This is a genomic window from Modestobacter sp. URMC 112 (assembly GCF_053502575.1).
This window is the reverse complement of record NZ_CP199957.1, coordinates 1,539,163-1,552,154: the sequence shown is the minus strand read 5'-3', so window position 1 is coordinate 1,552,154 and position 12,992 is coordinate 1,539,163. Positions and strand designations below refer to the sequence as shown.

The following is a 12,992-nucleotide window of genomic DNA, read 5'->3' as shown; positions in this document are numbered from 1 at the left end:
TGTGACGCGATCCGACAGCACCCGTCGGAGACGTTCAGCAGTCCATGTACAGGCTGATCTGCGACTCGGCCACTGTGCCGTCGTAGGCGTCGCCCGACGTGAGCCCGCAAGCCGCTCGCGTAGGACGCAGTAAGAGCCGGTCTTCAGCGGACTGATCGATCAGTCCGACCGAGGCGGCCACCGACCAGAGCCCCATGCCCAGGCGCACGGGTTCCAGCGCACGTAAGGTGAGGCGCAGGGCCCCAGCGGGAGACCGAGCGGCATTCCTCTGCGGCAGCCGTGCCCACACGTGGGTAGGCCCACCCCGCCATTGCTGGGCTGGTGCAAGCGGTCGGGATCCCGTCCGCATCGCCTCGACACGCATGCCCCGCTTCGAAGCCGATCAAGTCAGCGCCTATGCCAGTCGATGCGGCTGTTGGGACAGACGGCGGTCCCCGTCAGAGTCGGTCGATCCAGGTGTCCTCGTCGCGCTGATCCCACGCCGACGTCGATCTCGTCGAGGCAGCTGACGCAGAACCCAATTGCTCCACGACGCGCAGAGCCTCTGCACGCGTCAGGGACCGCAGGGAGTCGATGGACCGCCCAGCGATGATCTCAATCGCCGTCTGGCGCTCGGCCATAGTCGTCAGGCCGCGGTCGGTCAGTGCCTTCCTCATCCGATCGACCAGCCAATCTGCCACCGGAGCCTCGCGGCTGACCGGTTGATCCGGCTCATCAGATGAGTCATCGCCGAAGAGCGAGAGCTCCCCTGACACACCGCGATGCTACGAGATCCCGAGCAGGAGCCTTGGAACGACACCGGGGCCGCCCCGGGAGGCCAGCGTTCGCAGTCGGCCATGGAGCCGCGGGAGCCCAGCCGAGTCCTTCACGACCGCATCCACCGCGTCGCTCGGACCGTGGAGATCGCTGGGCCGCGTCCGCTGCACGTTCATGCCTGGTACAGCCGCAACGAGGTGCTAGCTGCGTTCGGGATGGAGAACCTCAGCGGCACGTTCGGCGCAGGAGTGCGCTGGGTGCCGGGAGAGCAGGCGGACGTGTTCTTCGAGACGCTGGTCGAGTCGGTTCGAGCTGGCCAGCTGCTTCGGCCGATGGCGCGGTGACATCGGGTTCGCCGAAGAGTCTGAACAAGTTGCCCGCGCCCGGTGTGCTTCAGCAAGGTGTCCTCTATCGCGAAATCGGGGTTGCAAGCGAACCAGCAGGGCGTGCACTTGAGTTTGCTCCCCTGCTGCACCGGGGCGGTGTACTCAGGCGTCAGCTAGGTCAGCTCGGGCCACTCCATCCCAGCCGTGTCCTAGATGTCACGCTCTCCCCGGTGACCGTCGCCGAAGCGACGAGCCCGGCAAGCATCAGTTCGGTCTCTACCGGCATCGGGCGACCTTCGAGGTGGCGGGCAGTGGCGTCGAACTTGCCCATCTACACCCGCACCCTCCTCGTAGAACTGAGCAGGAGCGCCTAGCTCGGGAGATTCGCCGGCTGCGGGACAGCTTTTGCCATGGGTTGCCCCCGCCTTAAAGGAAAGCGCTAGGTTGTTCTCCTTCCTGTAGGCATAGCGTCGCTGCATTCCACATTGACACGAGGCAAGCGCGTGAATCGGGCCGCGCGGCCGGTATGGAGACATTCCACGACCCGAAATTGAGTGCCTCATGGACGGCTTGATTTTTGCCACTCAACTCAGCGTGTGGGGGTTACGCTGAACGGTGTAGACGTCGCGCCGACACACGCGTAGGCTGCCGCCCGCACAGCCGCTCCCCGATCGAAAACCGATGCGCGCCTTCGAAGGAGATCGCTAATATGGCATGGTACTTATGCACAATCGGTGCCAAACAGCCGGGGAATTGGGACATAGCGAAGGCGCACGGTATCTGGGGCATTCCCGCGTCGCCTTTCGGCCGGCGGATTAGAGCGACCATCGGTGACGACTTACTTTTCTGGCTAGGCGGCAAGGGATTTATAGCTCGCGGAATAGTGACGGGACCACCAGTCACGCCTCTCTCAAAACAAGAAGCTCCGTGGCCGGGTAGCCATTACCGATTCAGGGTTGTCATCCCCATGAAAGTAGTACTTGAGGCACCGCAGCCAGTGCGGTTCCGCTTCGAAGGGTTTATCCAGGAGGAAACAGGACTCAACAAAAACATGTTCCTCGGCGGATTTACCGAAATGCCTTCCGCGGCCGCCGAAATGGTAGTCGCAAAACTAAGGGACGCGTCCGAGCCGAATGGCATCGTGGGCTGACGTCAACGCTTACACTCCGTCAAGCTACTGTCCAAAACCAAGCTGCAATGACGTGCCATTCACTACGCCGACTGCAAAACGCCTTCTCCCCGTGAGTAGAAGAGCGCGCCGGGCCGAGCGATGTGACACCGAAGAACGGGCACAGATCCGCCGTCTGCCCACCCGCCGCCCGCGCCTTGCGGCTCCGCGGCACCCGACTAGCCAGCTCTACCGCCTGGTCCTCGGCAAAGGCGTGGTCGACCGGCTCCCGGGCCAGGCCTGGCTCTACCGCCTTTGTCGCCCGTTGATCGCCTCGCCGAACAGCGCTATCGCGGCCGCCGCCTCGCGGCCGATCAGCCGCGAACAGGAAGACGAAGTGCCCACCGCATGGGTGCATCCCGCGCTTCAGAAAGCCGCACAGCAGCCGGGCATTACGAGCTACGAAGCGCCGGTCCGCCGCCAGCAGCGTCTTCATGCCGCGCCCACCACCGAGCGGCGCACCGCCGCCACGGCCGGCACGCGAACCTGGCCCATCCGGTAGAGGAAGTCGTAGATCTTGCCCATGCCCTCGTAGGCCCCCGGCGCGGCCGGGTCCTTGCCGGCCGATGTCATCGTCGCGATGTCCCACCGGCGCGGAGCGACTTCCCGACCGCCCGGATCACCAGGGCGCCGATCTCCGTCTTGGCGTCCACCCCGTCAAACGTCGCGATGAGCTCGTCCGCCAGCGCCGGTGTCAGCGTGTTGCGCCGGTCCGGTACGTCAGCGTCACGATCGCGACGCCGCCGTCCACCCCCACAGCACCCCACCAAATCCCACCACGAAGCCCACCCTCCTGCCGAGCCGACTGGCCTCGGTCGCAGGCCCCATTCGTGGCCGGGCGCTCAAGCGCACCAGGTCAGACGTCCAGATTGGCCCGCGCCTGCAGCAAAGGCTTGGTTCAGCTGGTTCGCGCGACGGGAATGCCCGGCCATCGGGGGCCGGACCGGAAGGTGCCGCGGCGTGGCGCCTGCGGGGTATCCACCGGAGCGGCGATCAGGCGGAGCGTCGTCCCGCTCGCTGCAGGAACCCCCCGGCGGCGGAGGTTGTCCCGGCACTAGCGTTCGCAGTCAGCCATAAGGTTGCCGGTGGTCATCGGGCGGGTGATTCCGCTGGACGGCATGCCGGACAACGCTGCACAGCTCCTCGGCTCACGACGACGGTTTCGGCATCCCCACCGCAGGGCTGCTGGTCAGCGTCACCGCCTTCGAGAGCCGCGACGCACTCGCGCTGGTCCGCAAGCAGGCCAAGCACATGCGCGAGCAGTTCGCCCAGGCCATGGGCGCCCGCATCACCGACATCGCCGAGAGGGACCTCGCCGTCGCCCACATGCGGGTCCCGGAAACGGTCTGATCGCCCCGCTGCCAAAGGAAGAACGCCGGTAGCCTCGGCACATGGCGATCGCCCCCCGCGGTGTAGACCTCAAGCGCTGCCCTCACGAGGACCCCGGCGGTCCCGTGGTCATGCTCAACCTGCTCCGCTTCGCTGAGGGCGGCCACGAGTCCTACGACCAGTCCGCCAAGGCCCTACCCGAGACCTTTCTTCTCCGCTACGGCGGCGCGGTTCTCTACGCCGGAGACGGCGGCACGCCGCTCGTCGCCGAGCAGGGCCAGGACTGCGTCGCCCCAGCGGCGACGACCCAACATCGCCGCGCTGACGTCCGGCCCGGCGGACGCACCGAAGGAGAGCCGTGGGGCCGCTGGGATGGGTGTGCCGGGCTGGCGTCACTGGTGTCAACGTCGCTGGTGAGGCCGCCGAGAAGGAGAGCGTGAAGACTCGCAAGGGCTCGCACGACGACGTGCCGTCCGACGGCGGCGATCTCGAGAAGTGGCTGCACGACCTCGTCAGCGGCGAGCGCTCGGCCCGACGGCTGCGGGAGCAGCGCGGCCCTGGAGCCGCGCACAGCTGCGCCGTCCGCCGCGCCGACGAGAGCTACTTCGGCCTCGGCGGTCACCTGCACGGCCGGCTCAGCGCATAGAGCTCAGGCGGTCGGCGCCCAGCCGAGCGCGACCCGGTCGACGGCGACTGCCCGACCTGCTCCGGCACGATGACCGGACACCAGCCAGGGCAGCGCACCGGGTAGTCGGGTCAGTCGATCCGGTCGCGCACCCAGCCGTGGAAGGCGCTCAGGTGGTGCTCAGCCGGAACCAGCACGCCGCCGGCCGCGTACGCCCGCGAGCTCATCCCGGGCTGGGTGCGCTCGCAGGCGGCGAAGTCCTGCAGGTTGACCCGGTGGAACAGCTGGACCGACCTGTCGACGTCCGAGCCGGACGAGACCACCTCGGGCGCGTACAACCAATCGCACTCCACCTGCGTGGAATCAACGGCCAGCGGCGTCATCCGCAGCACGATTACGTGGTCGGGCACAAGGTTCAGGAACACCGTCGGCTTGATCGTGGCCGCGTAGTAACGGCGGTCCTGGTCGGCGCCGACGCCCGGCAGCGCCGGGAAGCCGGCGCTCCCGTCGACGGTGAAGCCCTGCGCGCCGGGCACCCCCCCCCCCCCCCCCCCCCGTGCCCGACGAAGGACTGCGCGGCGTACCCCCGGGCGAACTCCGGCAGCACGTGGGTGGGCTCGGGATGGATCGTCGCGCAGTGGTAGCACTCCATGAAGTTCTCGACGATCAGCTTCCAGTTGGCGCGCACGTCGTAACGGATGCGCCGCCCCAGGGTCAGCCGCTCGACGCCGTAGCCCTCGATCGCCGCCGGGTCACCCAGCCGCTCGGTCACCGCCCCCTGCACCTCGTCCTCGAACGACGTCGGGTCGTCGGCCAGGCACACCCAGGCGTAGCCGAGCCACTCCGGCCGCTGCACCAGCACCAACCCGTTCGCGACCCGGTCGACGTCGGGCGTGTTCCGCAGGTCCGGCGCGCCAACCAGCGTCCCGTCCAGCCCGTAGGACCACGCGTGGTACGGACACCTCAGCATCCGCTTGGTCTGCCCGGACTCCTCGGTGCACAGCAACGCCCCGCGGTGCCGGCAGACGTTGAGGAAAGCGCGCAGGGCACCGTCCCGACCCCGGACCACCAGCACGCTCTCCCGGCCCACCTGGACCCGGCGGAAGCTGCCCGGATCGGCGAGCTCGGCACTGCGGACGGCGCAGCACCAGATCGCCTCGAACACCCGCGTCCGCTCCCGGGCGAAGCCGTCCGGGTCGGTGTAGCAATTGCCGGGCAGGGTCGGCAGAAGGGTGGCCGGAGGAGCCGCGCCGGCGGGGGGCTGTTCGGTTGTGGTCATGGGGTGGCCTCCAGGGCCGGACGGCGAGGGTCGAACAGGTCGATCGGGTGCTTCGTCGCCCCCGTGGTGGCGAGGTCGGCGAGGATCTCGCCGACCACCGGCACGAACTTGAAGCCGTGCCCGGAGAAGCCGCAAGCCACCGTCACGGCGGCGTGCTGCGGGTGCTGCGCGATCACGAAGTGCTGGTCCGGCGTGGTGGTGTACATGCAGGTGGCCGCGGTGAGGTACCGGCCGGGCAGCGTGGGCAGCACGCCGGCCAGGTGCTCGGCCATGAACGCGACCTCGTCCGGGTGCACCTCCCGGTCGATCGTGTCCGGGCTGCACGGCGTGCCGTGGCGGAAGAACGCCACCTTGGCGCCGCCGTCCGGCCCGTCGATCGCCGGGAAGCCGTAGATCTGGGTCCCGTCGGGTGTCCTCGTGGATGTAGATCGGGTGCCGGTCCGGGGCGTAGGGGCCCACGCCGCCGGTGGGCTGGAACCAGTACATGACCTGCCGCTCGACGGTGAACGGCACGCCCAGGTCGGCCAGCAGCTCCGGTGCCCAGGCGCCGGGGCAGATGACCAGCTGCCCGGCGGTGTACTCCCCCGCCGCGGTCCGCACCCGGACGCCGCCGCCCGCCGTCGCCGACCACTCGGTGACCGGCTCGTCGTAATGCAGCTCGGCGCCCCGCTGCCCGGCCAGGGTTAGGTGCGCGGCGACCGTGACCTCCGGGCGGACGAAGCCGGCGGCCGTCCCGTACAGCCCCACCTCGTCCTCGGCCGGGGTGAGCGTCGGGAACCGGCGCCGGATCTCCCCGGCGTCCAGCAGCTCGTGCGGCAGCCCCCACTCCCGGGCCGCGCGCAGGCTGCCGGCGACGGTGAGGCTGTCCGGGCGGCCGAGGAACACCCCGCCGGTCAGCGTGATCACGTCGGCGCCGGAGTCGTCGGCCAGCTGGTCCCACAGCTCGTAGGCGCGTAGCAGCAGCGGCACGTAGGCCGGGTCCTCGAAGTAGGACTGCCGGGTGATCCGGGAGCCGCCGTGACTGGAGCCCCGGTCATGCGCCGGGCCCAACCGCTCCAGGCCGAGCACCCGCTGCCCCCGGGCGGCGAGGTGCGCGGCGGCCGCGCTGCCCATGCCGCCGAGGCCCACCACGATCACGTCGTACGTCGCCAGGTGTCCTGCTCCTCCTGCGTCGTCGTCTCAGCGCCGGATCCGGGTCATGCCCGGATTGACCAGCGGTTCCTCGGCCACGGTCGCAGCGACCGGCCGGGCGAAGTAGTCGATGGTCACCGCCGTGCCCGGCACGGCCAGCTCGGCCGGCAGCCCATCACCATCGTGGCCGGGTCGTCGAGGGTCAGGCAGGCCAGCCGCCGGTCGTGCGGACGGCGTGCCAGCGCGTCCCGGCCCACGAAGTCGCCCTTCTCGATCCGGACGGCGAAGCCCAGCCCTGCCTCGTACGGGTCGTGCTCGGTGGTCAGGTCGGCGCCTCAGGACCGGTAGCCCTTTTCCAGCCGCACGCTGGACAGCGCGCTCCGCCCGGCGGCGACCACTCCGTGCTCCTGACCGGCCGCCCAGAGCGTGTCCCAGAGCCACAGCCCGGTGGCGGCGTCGGTGTAGAGCTCCCAGCCCAGCTCGCCGACGTATGGGACCCGGAAGGCGGTCACCGGAACCGTGCCGACGAGCAACCCGCCGCCCCAGCTTCCACTGCCCAAGCCCAACGTGGATCGGTGGGTGCAGAAGACTCGTGCCAGCAGCTGACTGAGCGAGTGCGCGCACTGCTCGACCCGGGTGGGGGTCGCCGGCACGCCTGAGCCAGCACCTGGTAGAGGACCCGCGGCACCCGGTTGCCCCAGCGCATGACCGCCAGCCTCACGCACGCGGTGAACAGAGCGTGGTCGATCACCGCCGGGGGAACGCGCCTGCCCGCCCGGCGTCCCGACCACGAGCGCCACGGCCGCCAGGCCCCGACCGCAGTCAGCAGCCCGGCAGTCCGGGCGATCACCCGGGGCGTGGCGGTCTCGGGCGCCATCCGGTTGATCCGCACCTTCGGGTCATCGGACAACGGGGAGCCAAACTGGATGGCACACCATGCGAATTCGGTGGCGTCCATCCGAAGGGCTGACGCGCTGCCGACCGGTGAGCGGGACGGCGCACCGTTCCAGCCGTTGACAGAAACGCTATCGATAGTAAGACTATCGCCGTGCGCATCTCCGACCTCGCCGCCCGCAGCGGCGTCAGCGCGGCGTCCATCAAGTGGTACGCCCGCGAGGGTCTCCTGCCGGCCGGCGAGCGCACCGGCTACAACCAGACCGAGTACGGCGAGGAGCACCTGGCTCGCCTGCAGTTGATCCGGTCGCTCATCGAGGTCGGCGGGCTCAGCGTCGCCGCTGCCCGCGACGTGCTCGCCGCCGCCGACGACCCAGCCCACCCCTTCGGCGACACCCTGGGCATCGCCCAGGCCTCGCTCCCCCGCGCTGCCACCCCGCCGACGGCGGACGCACTCCGGCAGGTCAAGGAGGCGGCAGAGGCGCAGGGGTGGGAGGTCTTCGACGACAACCCCGGCCTCCCGGCGGCCGCCGCCGTGCTCGACCGCTACCGCGCGCTCGGCCGCGACGACCTCATCGCCACCCTGCCGGGCTACATCCAGGCCGCGGAGGTCATCGCCACCGCCGACCTCGACTGCATCAGCAAGAACCTCGACGCGGGCACGGCGACGGCGGCGCAGACCGTCGTCGTCGGCACCGTGCTCGGTGACGCCCTCCTCGCCGGGCTGCGCCGCATGGCCCAGGCCAACGAGTCCTACCGCCGCTTCGGACCCACCCCCGGGAGCCCGTCATGACCGCCCTCGACCAACGCCCCACCGCCACTCGCCCGCCGCTCCCCCGGCCGGCGACGTGGCCGGCGAACCGGCCGCTCATGGCCCTCGCCGCCCTGATGACCGCCACCGCGGTGGTCACCGCGCTCCTCACTGTCATCGACCCGGTACAGATCAGCGGGCGCAACGGCTGGCTCAAGCCGCTGAAGTTCGCCCTCTCCATCGGCATCTACGCCGTCACCATCGCCTGGCTGCTCGACCGGCTGCCCGAGCGCCGCCAGCGGGTCGGCCGGATCGGTGCCGTCGTCATCAGCGCCGCGCTGCTCATCGAGATGGTCGTCATCGTCGGCGCCGTCGCCGCCGGCACCACGAGCCACTTCAACGTCTCCTCCCCGCTGGCCACGACGCTGTGGTCGACCATGGGGACGGCGATCGCCGTCGTGTGGCTAGTCACCCTGGTCCTCGCGGCGATGCTGTGGCGCAGCCCGGACGACGCCGCCCGGCAGCTCGCCGTCCGGGCCGGCCTGGTCATCGGGCTGGCCGGCATGGCGGTGGCCTTCCTCATGACGTCGCCGACGCCCGAGCAGCTCGAGAGCTTCGCCGGGGTGGCCGGCGCGCACGCCGTCGGCGTCCCGGACGACGGCCCGGGCCTCCCGCTGCTGGGCTGGAGCACCACCGGCGGCGACCTGCGCGTGCCCCACTTCGTCGGCATGCACGCCCTCCAGGCCCTGCCGCTGCTTGCCCTCGGCCTGGAGGCCCTCGCCCGCCGCGTGCCCGCGCTGGCCGATTCGGGCACCCGGTTCCGCGTCGTGGCGCTCGCGTCCGCCGGCTACGCCGTCCTCCTCGTGCTGCTCACCCTGCAGGCCCTCGCCGGCATCCCGGTCACCCAGCCGCTGGGCTTCCTGGGCTGACCGGACCTTCCGCATCCGGGTAGGGAGCTGCCCCTGCTCGCACATCACCGTGCACGTGCGATTCGCGGGCACGGGCCCACGCGGGAGCGGCGGTCATCGGCCGGCTGACGCCGCCCTGCACCTGCCGACCGTCGCCGTCCTCCCCTCGGCGAGACTGCCCACCATGGACCTCGAGGCCTTCTACCTGCCGCTCGGTGAGAACCGGTTCGCACCCTCCCGGGCCACCGAGAGCCCCTGGGACCACTCCGCCCAGCACGGCGGGCCGCCGTCCGCGCTGCTCGCGCACCTCGCGACCGCCGCCGCGGGCGACCACATGCGGGCGGCAAGGATCAGCGTCGACTTTCTCGGGCCCATCCCCCGCCGCGAGCTCACCGTCGAGGTCTCCCCCGTCCGCCCCGGCCGCCGGATCGACCTCACCGAGGCCGCCATGACCGTCGACGGCCGCACCGTCGCCGTCGCCCGGGTCTGGTCCCTCGCCACCGGCCCCACCCCGCCCGTCGTCACCGAGCTGACCCCGCCGCCACCCGTCCCCGACGAGTCCGACCAGGTCTTCCCCCACCTCCCCGACTGGGGGTACGGCCAGGCCATCGACTGGCGCTACACCGCCGGCTCCCCCGAGAAGCCCGGCCCCGCCGACGTCTGGACCCGGCTCCGGGTCCCCCTCATCGCCGGCCAGGACCCGACCGGCCTGGACCGCACCCTCGTCGCCGCCGACGCCGCCAACGGCATCTCCCTCGAGCTGCCCCTCGGCGACTGGTGGTCCATCCCCCCGGGCATGACCACCCACCTCACCCGCGAGCCCGACGGCGACTGGGTGCACCTGGCCTGCCGCACCCAGATCGCCGCCGACGGCATCGGCCTCTGCCTCGGCACCATCTCCGACGCCCGCGGCGCCATCGGCGAGGTCTCCCAGCCCCTCCTGGTCCAGGCCCGCTGAGTCGGGACATCATCACCGCCATGTCGACGACAGACCTCTTCCGCCTCGACGGCCGGGTCGCCGTCGTCACCGGCGCCTCCTCCGGCCTCGGCGCCACCTTCGCCGTTGCCCTCGCGCACGCCGGTGCCGACGTCGTCGTCACCGGCCGGCGCGCCGACCGCCTCGAGGCCGTGGCCGAGGAGGTGCGGCAGACCGGGCGGCGGTGCCTCCCCGTCGTCGGCGACGTCAGCCGGCCCGCCGACTGCGCCGTCGTCGTCGGGCGGACGGTCGACGAGCTGGGCCGCATCGACGTGCTGGTCAACAACGCCGGCACCAGCGCCGCCGGCCCCGCCCTGAAGCAGGACCCGGCCGAGTTCGAGTCCGTCCTCCAGGTCAACCTGGCCGGCGCCCACCACATGGCCCAGGCCGCCGCCCGCGCGATGGTCGCCGCCGGGCACGGCGGGTCGATCGTCAACATCGCCTCGACCCTGGCGTTCTCCGGCAGCGATGTCCCGCAGGCCGCCTACAGCGCCTCCAAGGCCGGGCTGCTCGGCCTCACCCGCGACCTGGCCATGCAGTGGACCGGTCGCTACGGGATCCGGGTCAACGCCCTCGCCCCCGGTTTCTTCCCCTCCGAGCTCACCGGGCCGCTGCTCGAGACCGACAAGGGCATGAACGGCGTGCTCGCCCGCACCCCGATGGGCCGGCTCGGACGCCCCGAGGAGCTCGTCGGCCCGCTGCTCCTGCTGGCCAGCGACGCCGGCTCCTACATCACCGGCAGCACGCTGGCGGTGGACGGCGGCTGGTCGCTGCACTGACCGAGGCAGCCGAGCCGTGAGCTACGACGCCCTCGCCGAGAGCCTGCGGCTGCTCGAGGGCGCGCCCCCCGCGGATAGTGCGCGGATCAGCCGCCGCGTCCGCCACGTTCCCTTGGCCGTGGACCGGGACGGCGACGTCGCCGCCACGATGTTCCTCCGCCGCGGCGTCAGCGGCGTCCCGCTGCTCGACGTGCACACGCTCGAGCTGGTCCGCGGCAGCTGGCGGATGCTCGGTGGTGGCGGCGGGCCCGGGCACGACGCCGTCCAGCCCCGTCCCGGACTCGCCGAGCTCGGCAGCCCGGCGACGAGCACCAGCGGAGGTGGCACCGCGCGGACGTCGAGCCGCTGGCGGAGGAACGGCTGGGTCCGGTGGGCGCAGCTGCGCGTCGCCCGGGAGGTCGCCGTCCTACAGGTCGGAACGCGGCAGACGAGGGTCCCCGGCCACGGCTGCGCACTCGTCGTCTGGACCCGGAGACCACTACCGGTGACGGCGCTGGACGCGTCCGGCGCGGCGCTCGGCGCAGTCGACCTGGGGCCCTAGACCAAACGGACGTTTGCCAATACGGTGCCGAGAACCCCGACCCCAGGAGCGCCCGTGTACAAGCTCATCGCCATCTGGTCCGCCCCCCGCCCGGAGGACGAGGAGGCCTTCGAGCAGCACTACCGCGACGTCCACCTGGCCGTCGCGGCGAAGACCCCGAACATGCGCCGGCTGGTCGCCGTCCGCACCAGCGACGGACTCGAGGGCGGTCAGTCCGCCTTCTACCGGGTCGCCGAGCTGCACTTCGACTCCAAGGCCGACCTCGAGGCCGCCGAGCACTCCGCCGAGTGGGGTGGGATGCGCGCCGACGCCGGCGGGATGATCGAGCGCTTCGGCGTGACGCTCACCGTCGGGATGGGCGAGGAGCACGAGGTCCCGCTGTGACCGTCCTCGTCACCGGCGGCTCGTCCGGCATAGGCCGCGCCGTCGCCGAGCACTGGGCCGGCCTCGGCCACGACGTGGTGATCAACTACCACGCGAACGACGACGCCGCGGAGCAGGCGGCCGCCGCCGTCACGGCGGCCGGCGGGAAGCCGCACCTGGTCAAGGCCGACGTCGGGACGGCGGACGGCGTGGCCGCGGTCGTCAACGGAACCCGGGCGGTCACCGACTCCCTCGACCTCTATGTGCACTGCGCCGCCCTTGCCGTCACCGGGGCCGCGCTGGAGATCGACCCGGCGAAGCTGGCCGAGGCGATCGCGGTGAACGGCACCTCGCTTGTCCCGCTCACCCAGGGCCTGCTGCCGGTGCTCCAGCGCGGGAGCAGCCTGGTCTACGTCAGCAGCCGCGGCGCGCGCTCCTACGTGCCCAGCTACGTCGCGCTCGGCCCGAGCAAGGCCCTCGGCGAGGCGCTGGTCCGGTACCTGGCGCGGGAGCTGGCCCCGCGCGGGGTGCGGGCCAACACCGTCTCCGCCGGAGCGCTGGACACCCCGGCGTTCCGCACCATGTTCGGCGACCAGGCCCAGGACCGGCTGGACGCCGCGGCCAAGGCCAACCCCAGCGGCCGCGGCGTGGAGCTGGCCGACGTCGTCGCCGCCATCGAGTGGATCAGCAGCCCGGGCGCCGCGATGGTGCAGGGCCAGACGGTCATGGTGGACGGCGGCATCTCCCTCTGACCCTGGACAGCAAACAGTCGTTTGCCTAACCTGTGTCCTGTGTCACGCACAGGAGTGCCGGCCGGGCTCGACCCCCGGCCGCGGGTCGTCGCCGGTTCGGGCGGGGCGGTGGTCGCCGGGGTGCGCTGCACCAGCTGCGGGCATCCCACCGCCTTCCCCCGGCCGCGCTGCCCGGCCTGCCGCGGGCCGGTCGAGCCCGCCGAGTTCGGCCCGGAGGGCACGGTGTGGAGCGCGACCGTGGTCCGCATCCCCGTCCCCGGCCGGGAGCCGCCGTACGCGCTGGCCTACCTCGACCTGGACGACGGCCCGCGGGTCCTCGCCCACCTGCCCGGGACGGAAGCCGTGCCGGTCGGCACGCGGCTCCGGCTCACCCCGTCCGGCGAGGGCGGCGACCTGACCGCCGAGGAGGTCTGA

17 protein-coding genes and 2 pseudogenes are annotated in these 12,992 nt (G+C 71.6%); 11 read left to right on the top strand and 8 right to left on the bottom strand.

Features of this window, described 5'->3' with window-relative positions:
- Nucleotides 1–34: 34 nt before the first annotated feature.
- Together ACWIX6_RS07430 and ACWIX6_RS07425 are read right to left on the bottom strand one after the other, a co-directional pair.
- Entirely contained in the window at nucleotides 35–208 is a 174-nt protein-coding gene (locus ACWIX6_RS07430) for a hypothetical protein (protein ID WP_448616201.1), read from the bottom strand.
- 229 nt (nucleotides 209–437) lie between these two features.
- Nucleotides 438–755 carry a hypothetical protein gene (locus ACWIX6_RS07425; protein WP_448616200.1) on the bottom strand — a complete coding sequence of 106 codons (318 nt, stop codon included), beginning with the start codon at nucleotides 753–755 and terminating at the stop codon, nucleotides 438–440.
- Between the two features lie 141 nt (nucleotides 756–896).
- Here ACWIX6_RS07425 and ACWIX6_RS07420 point away from each other — a divergent pair, with 141 nt between their 5' ends.
- Nucleotides 897–1,100, top strand: coding sequence for a hypothetical protein (locus ACWIX6_RS07420; RefSeq protein ID WP_448616199.1), 204 nt, complete (start codon nucleotides 897–899; stop codon nucleotides 1,098–1,100).
- A 160-nt stretch (nucleotides 1,101–1,260) separates the two neighbouring features.
- On the opposite strand, the gene ACWIX6_RS07415 is transcribed toward ACWIX6_RS07420, so the two are convergent.
- The gene (locus ACWIX6_RS07415) at nucleotides 1,261–1,413 is read right to left on the bottom strand and encodes a hypothetical protein (protein WP_448616198.1); all 153 of its coding nucleotides are present in this window, start codon (nucleotides 1,411–1,413) and stop codon (nucleotides 1,261–1,263) included.
- A gap of 1,269 nt (nucleotides 1,414–2,682) precedes the next feature.
- Nucleotides 2,683–2,823 carry a hypothetical protein gene (locus tag ACWIX6_RS07410; protein WP_448616197.1) on the bottom strand — a complete coding sequence of 47 codons (141 nt, stop codon included), beginning with the start codon at nucleotides 2,821–2,823 and terminating at the stop codon, nucleotides 2,683–2,685.
- Nucleotides 2,824–3,641: 818 nt separating this feature from the next.
- Here ACWIX6_RS07410 and ACWIX6_RS07405 point away from each other — a divergent pair.
- Both ACWIX6_RS07405 and ACWIX6_RS07400 read left to right on the top strand, forming a co-directional pair.
- Nucleotides 3,642–4,019, top strand: a complete 378-nt coding sequence (locus tag ACWIX6_RS07405; protein WP_448616196.1) for a hypothetical protein — start codon at nucleotides 3,642–3,644, stop codon at nucleotides 4,017–4,019.
- Entirely contained in the window at nucleotides 4,016–4,225 is a 210-nt protein-coding gene (locus ACWIX6_RS07400) for a hypothetical protein (protein WP_448616195.1), read from the top strand. The genes ACWIX6_RS07405 and ACWIX6_RS07400 overlap by 4 nt, the downstream gene beginning before the upstream one ends.
- Before the next feature lie 110 nt (nucleotides 4,226–4,335).
- Here the strand turns inward: ACWIX6_RS07400 and ACWIX6_RS07395 are convergent.
- The 4 genes and pseudogenes from ACWIX6_RS07395 to ACWIX6_RS07380 form a co-directional block, all read right to left on the bottom strand.
- A pseudogene (locus ACWIX6_RS07395) lies at nucleotides 4,336–5,294 on the bottom strand (aromatic ring-hydroxylating oxygenase subunit alpha); the annotation flags it as partial.
- Between the two features lie 185 nt (nucleotides 5,295–5,479).
- A complete protein-coding gene (locus ACWIX6_RS07390; RefSeq protein WP_448616981.1) occupies nucleotides 5,480–5,860 on the bottom strand; it encodes an FAD-dependent oxidoreductase in 381 nt (126 codons plus the stop codon).
- A gap of 85 nt (nucleotides 5,861–5,945) precedes the next feature.
- A pseudogene (solA, locus tag ACWIX6_RS07385) lies at nucleotides 5,946–6,596 on the bottom strand (N-methyl-L-tryptophan oxidase); the annotation flags it as partial.
- Between the two features lie 353 nt (nucleotides 6,597–6,949).
- Nucleotides 6,950–7,126, bottom strand: coding sequence for a hypothetical protein (locus ACWIX6_RS07380; protein WP_448616194.1), 177 nt, complete (start codon nucleotides 7,124–7,126; stop codon nucleotides 6,950–6,952).
- A gap of 536 nt (nucleotides 7,127–7,662) precedes the next feature.
- Here ACWIX6_RS07380 and ACWIX6_RS07375 point away from each other — a divergent pair.
- The 8 genes from ACWIX6_RS07375 (at nucleotide 7,663) to ACWIX6_RS07340 (ending at nucleotide 12,992) form a co-directional block, all read left to right on the top strand.
- Nucleotides 7,663–8,301 (top strand): MerR family transcriptional regulator, encoded by a 639-nt coding sequence (locus ACWIX6_RS07375; protein ID WP_448616193.1) that lies wholly within the window; start codon nucleotides 7,663–7,665, stop codon nucleotides 8,299–8,301.
- Nucleotides 8,298–9,188 carry a hypothetical protein gene (locus ACWIX6_RS07370; RefSeq protein WP_448616192.1) on the top strand — a complete coding sequence of 297 codons (891 nt, stop codon included), beginning with the start codon at nucleotides 8,298–8,300 and terminating at the stop codon, nucleotides 9,186–9,188. The genes ACWIX6_RS07375 and ACWIX6_RS07370 overlap by 4 nt, the downstream gene beginning before the upstream one ends.
- 163 nt (nucleotides 9,189–9,351) lie before the next feature.
- On the top strand, nucleotides 9,352–10,125 hold the full coding sequence (locus ACWIX6_RS07365) for a thioesterase family protein (protein WP_448616191.1): 774 nt from the start codon (nucleotides 9,352–9,354) through the stop codon (nucleotides 10,123–10,125).
- Between the two features lie 20 nt (nucleotides 10,126–10,145).
- A complete protein-coding gene (locus ACWIX6_RS07360) occupies nucleotides 10,146–10,922 on the top strand; it encodes an SDR family NAD(P)-dependent oxidoreductase (RefSeq protein WP_448616190.1) in 777 nt (258 codons plus the stop codon).
- Between the two features lie 16 nt (nucleotides 10,923–10,938).
- Entirely contained in the window at nucleotides 10,939–11,463 is a 525-nt protein-coding gene (locus ACWIX6_RS07355; RefSeq protein WP_448616189.1) for a hypothetical protein, read from the top strand.
- Between the two features lie 54 nt (nucleotides 11,464–11,517).
- Nucleotides 11,518–11,847, top strand: coding sequence for an EthD family reductase (locus tag ACWIX6_RS07350; protein WP_448616188.1), 330 nt, complete (start codon nucleotides 11,518–11,520; stop codon nucleotides 11,845–11,847).
- A complete protein-coding gene (locus ACWIX6_RS07345) occupies nucleotides 11,844–12,578 on the top strand; it encodes an SDR family oxidoreductase (RefSeq protein WP_448616187.1) in 735 nt (244 codons plus the stop codon). Before ACWIX6_RS07350 ends, ACWIX6_RS07345 begins: the two co-directional genes overlap by 4 nt.
- A 39-nt stretch (nucleotides 12,579–12,617) precedes the next feature.
- On the top strand, nucleotides 12,618–12,992 hold the full coding sequence (locus ACWIX6_RS07340) for a Zn-ribbon domain-containing OB-fold protein (RefSeq protein WP_448616186.1): 375 nt from the start codon (nucleotides 12,618–12,620) through the stop codon (nucleotides 12,990–12,992).

What these genes read in the sequence shown, in the direction of transcription:
- ACWIX6_RS07415 (WP_448616198.1), bottom strand. Translation starts at nt 1,413, where the DNA reads ATGGGCAAGTTCGACGCCACTGCCCGCCACCTCGAAGGTCGCCCGATG.
- ACWIX6_RS07405 (WP_448616196.1), top strand. Translation starts at nt 3,642, where the DNA reads ATGGCGATCGCCCCCCGCGGTGTAGACCTCAAGCGCTGCCCTCACGAG.
- ACWIX6_RS07365 (WP_448616191.1), top strand. Translation starts at nt 9,352, where the DNA reads ATGGACCTCGAGGCCTTCTACCTGCCGCTCGGTGAGAACCGGTTCGCA.
- ACWIX6_RS07410 (WP_448616197.1), bottom strand. Translation starts at nt 2,823, where the DNA reads ATGACATCGGCCGGCAAGGACCCGGCCGCGCCGGGGGCCTACGAGGGC.
- ACWIX6_RS07370 (WP_448616192.1), top strand. Translation starts at nt 8,298, where the DNA reads ATGACCGCCCTCGACCAACGCCCCACCGCCACTCGCCCGCCGCTCCCC.
- ACWIX6_RS07360 (WP_448616190.1), top strand. Translation starts at nt 10,146, where the DNA reads ATGTCGACGACAGACCTCTTCCGCCTCGACGGCCGGGTCGCCGTCGTC.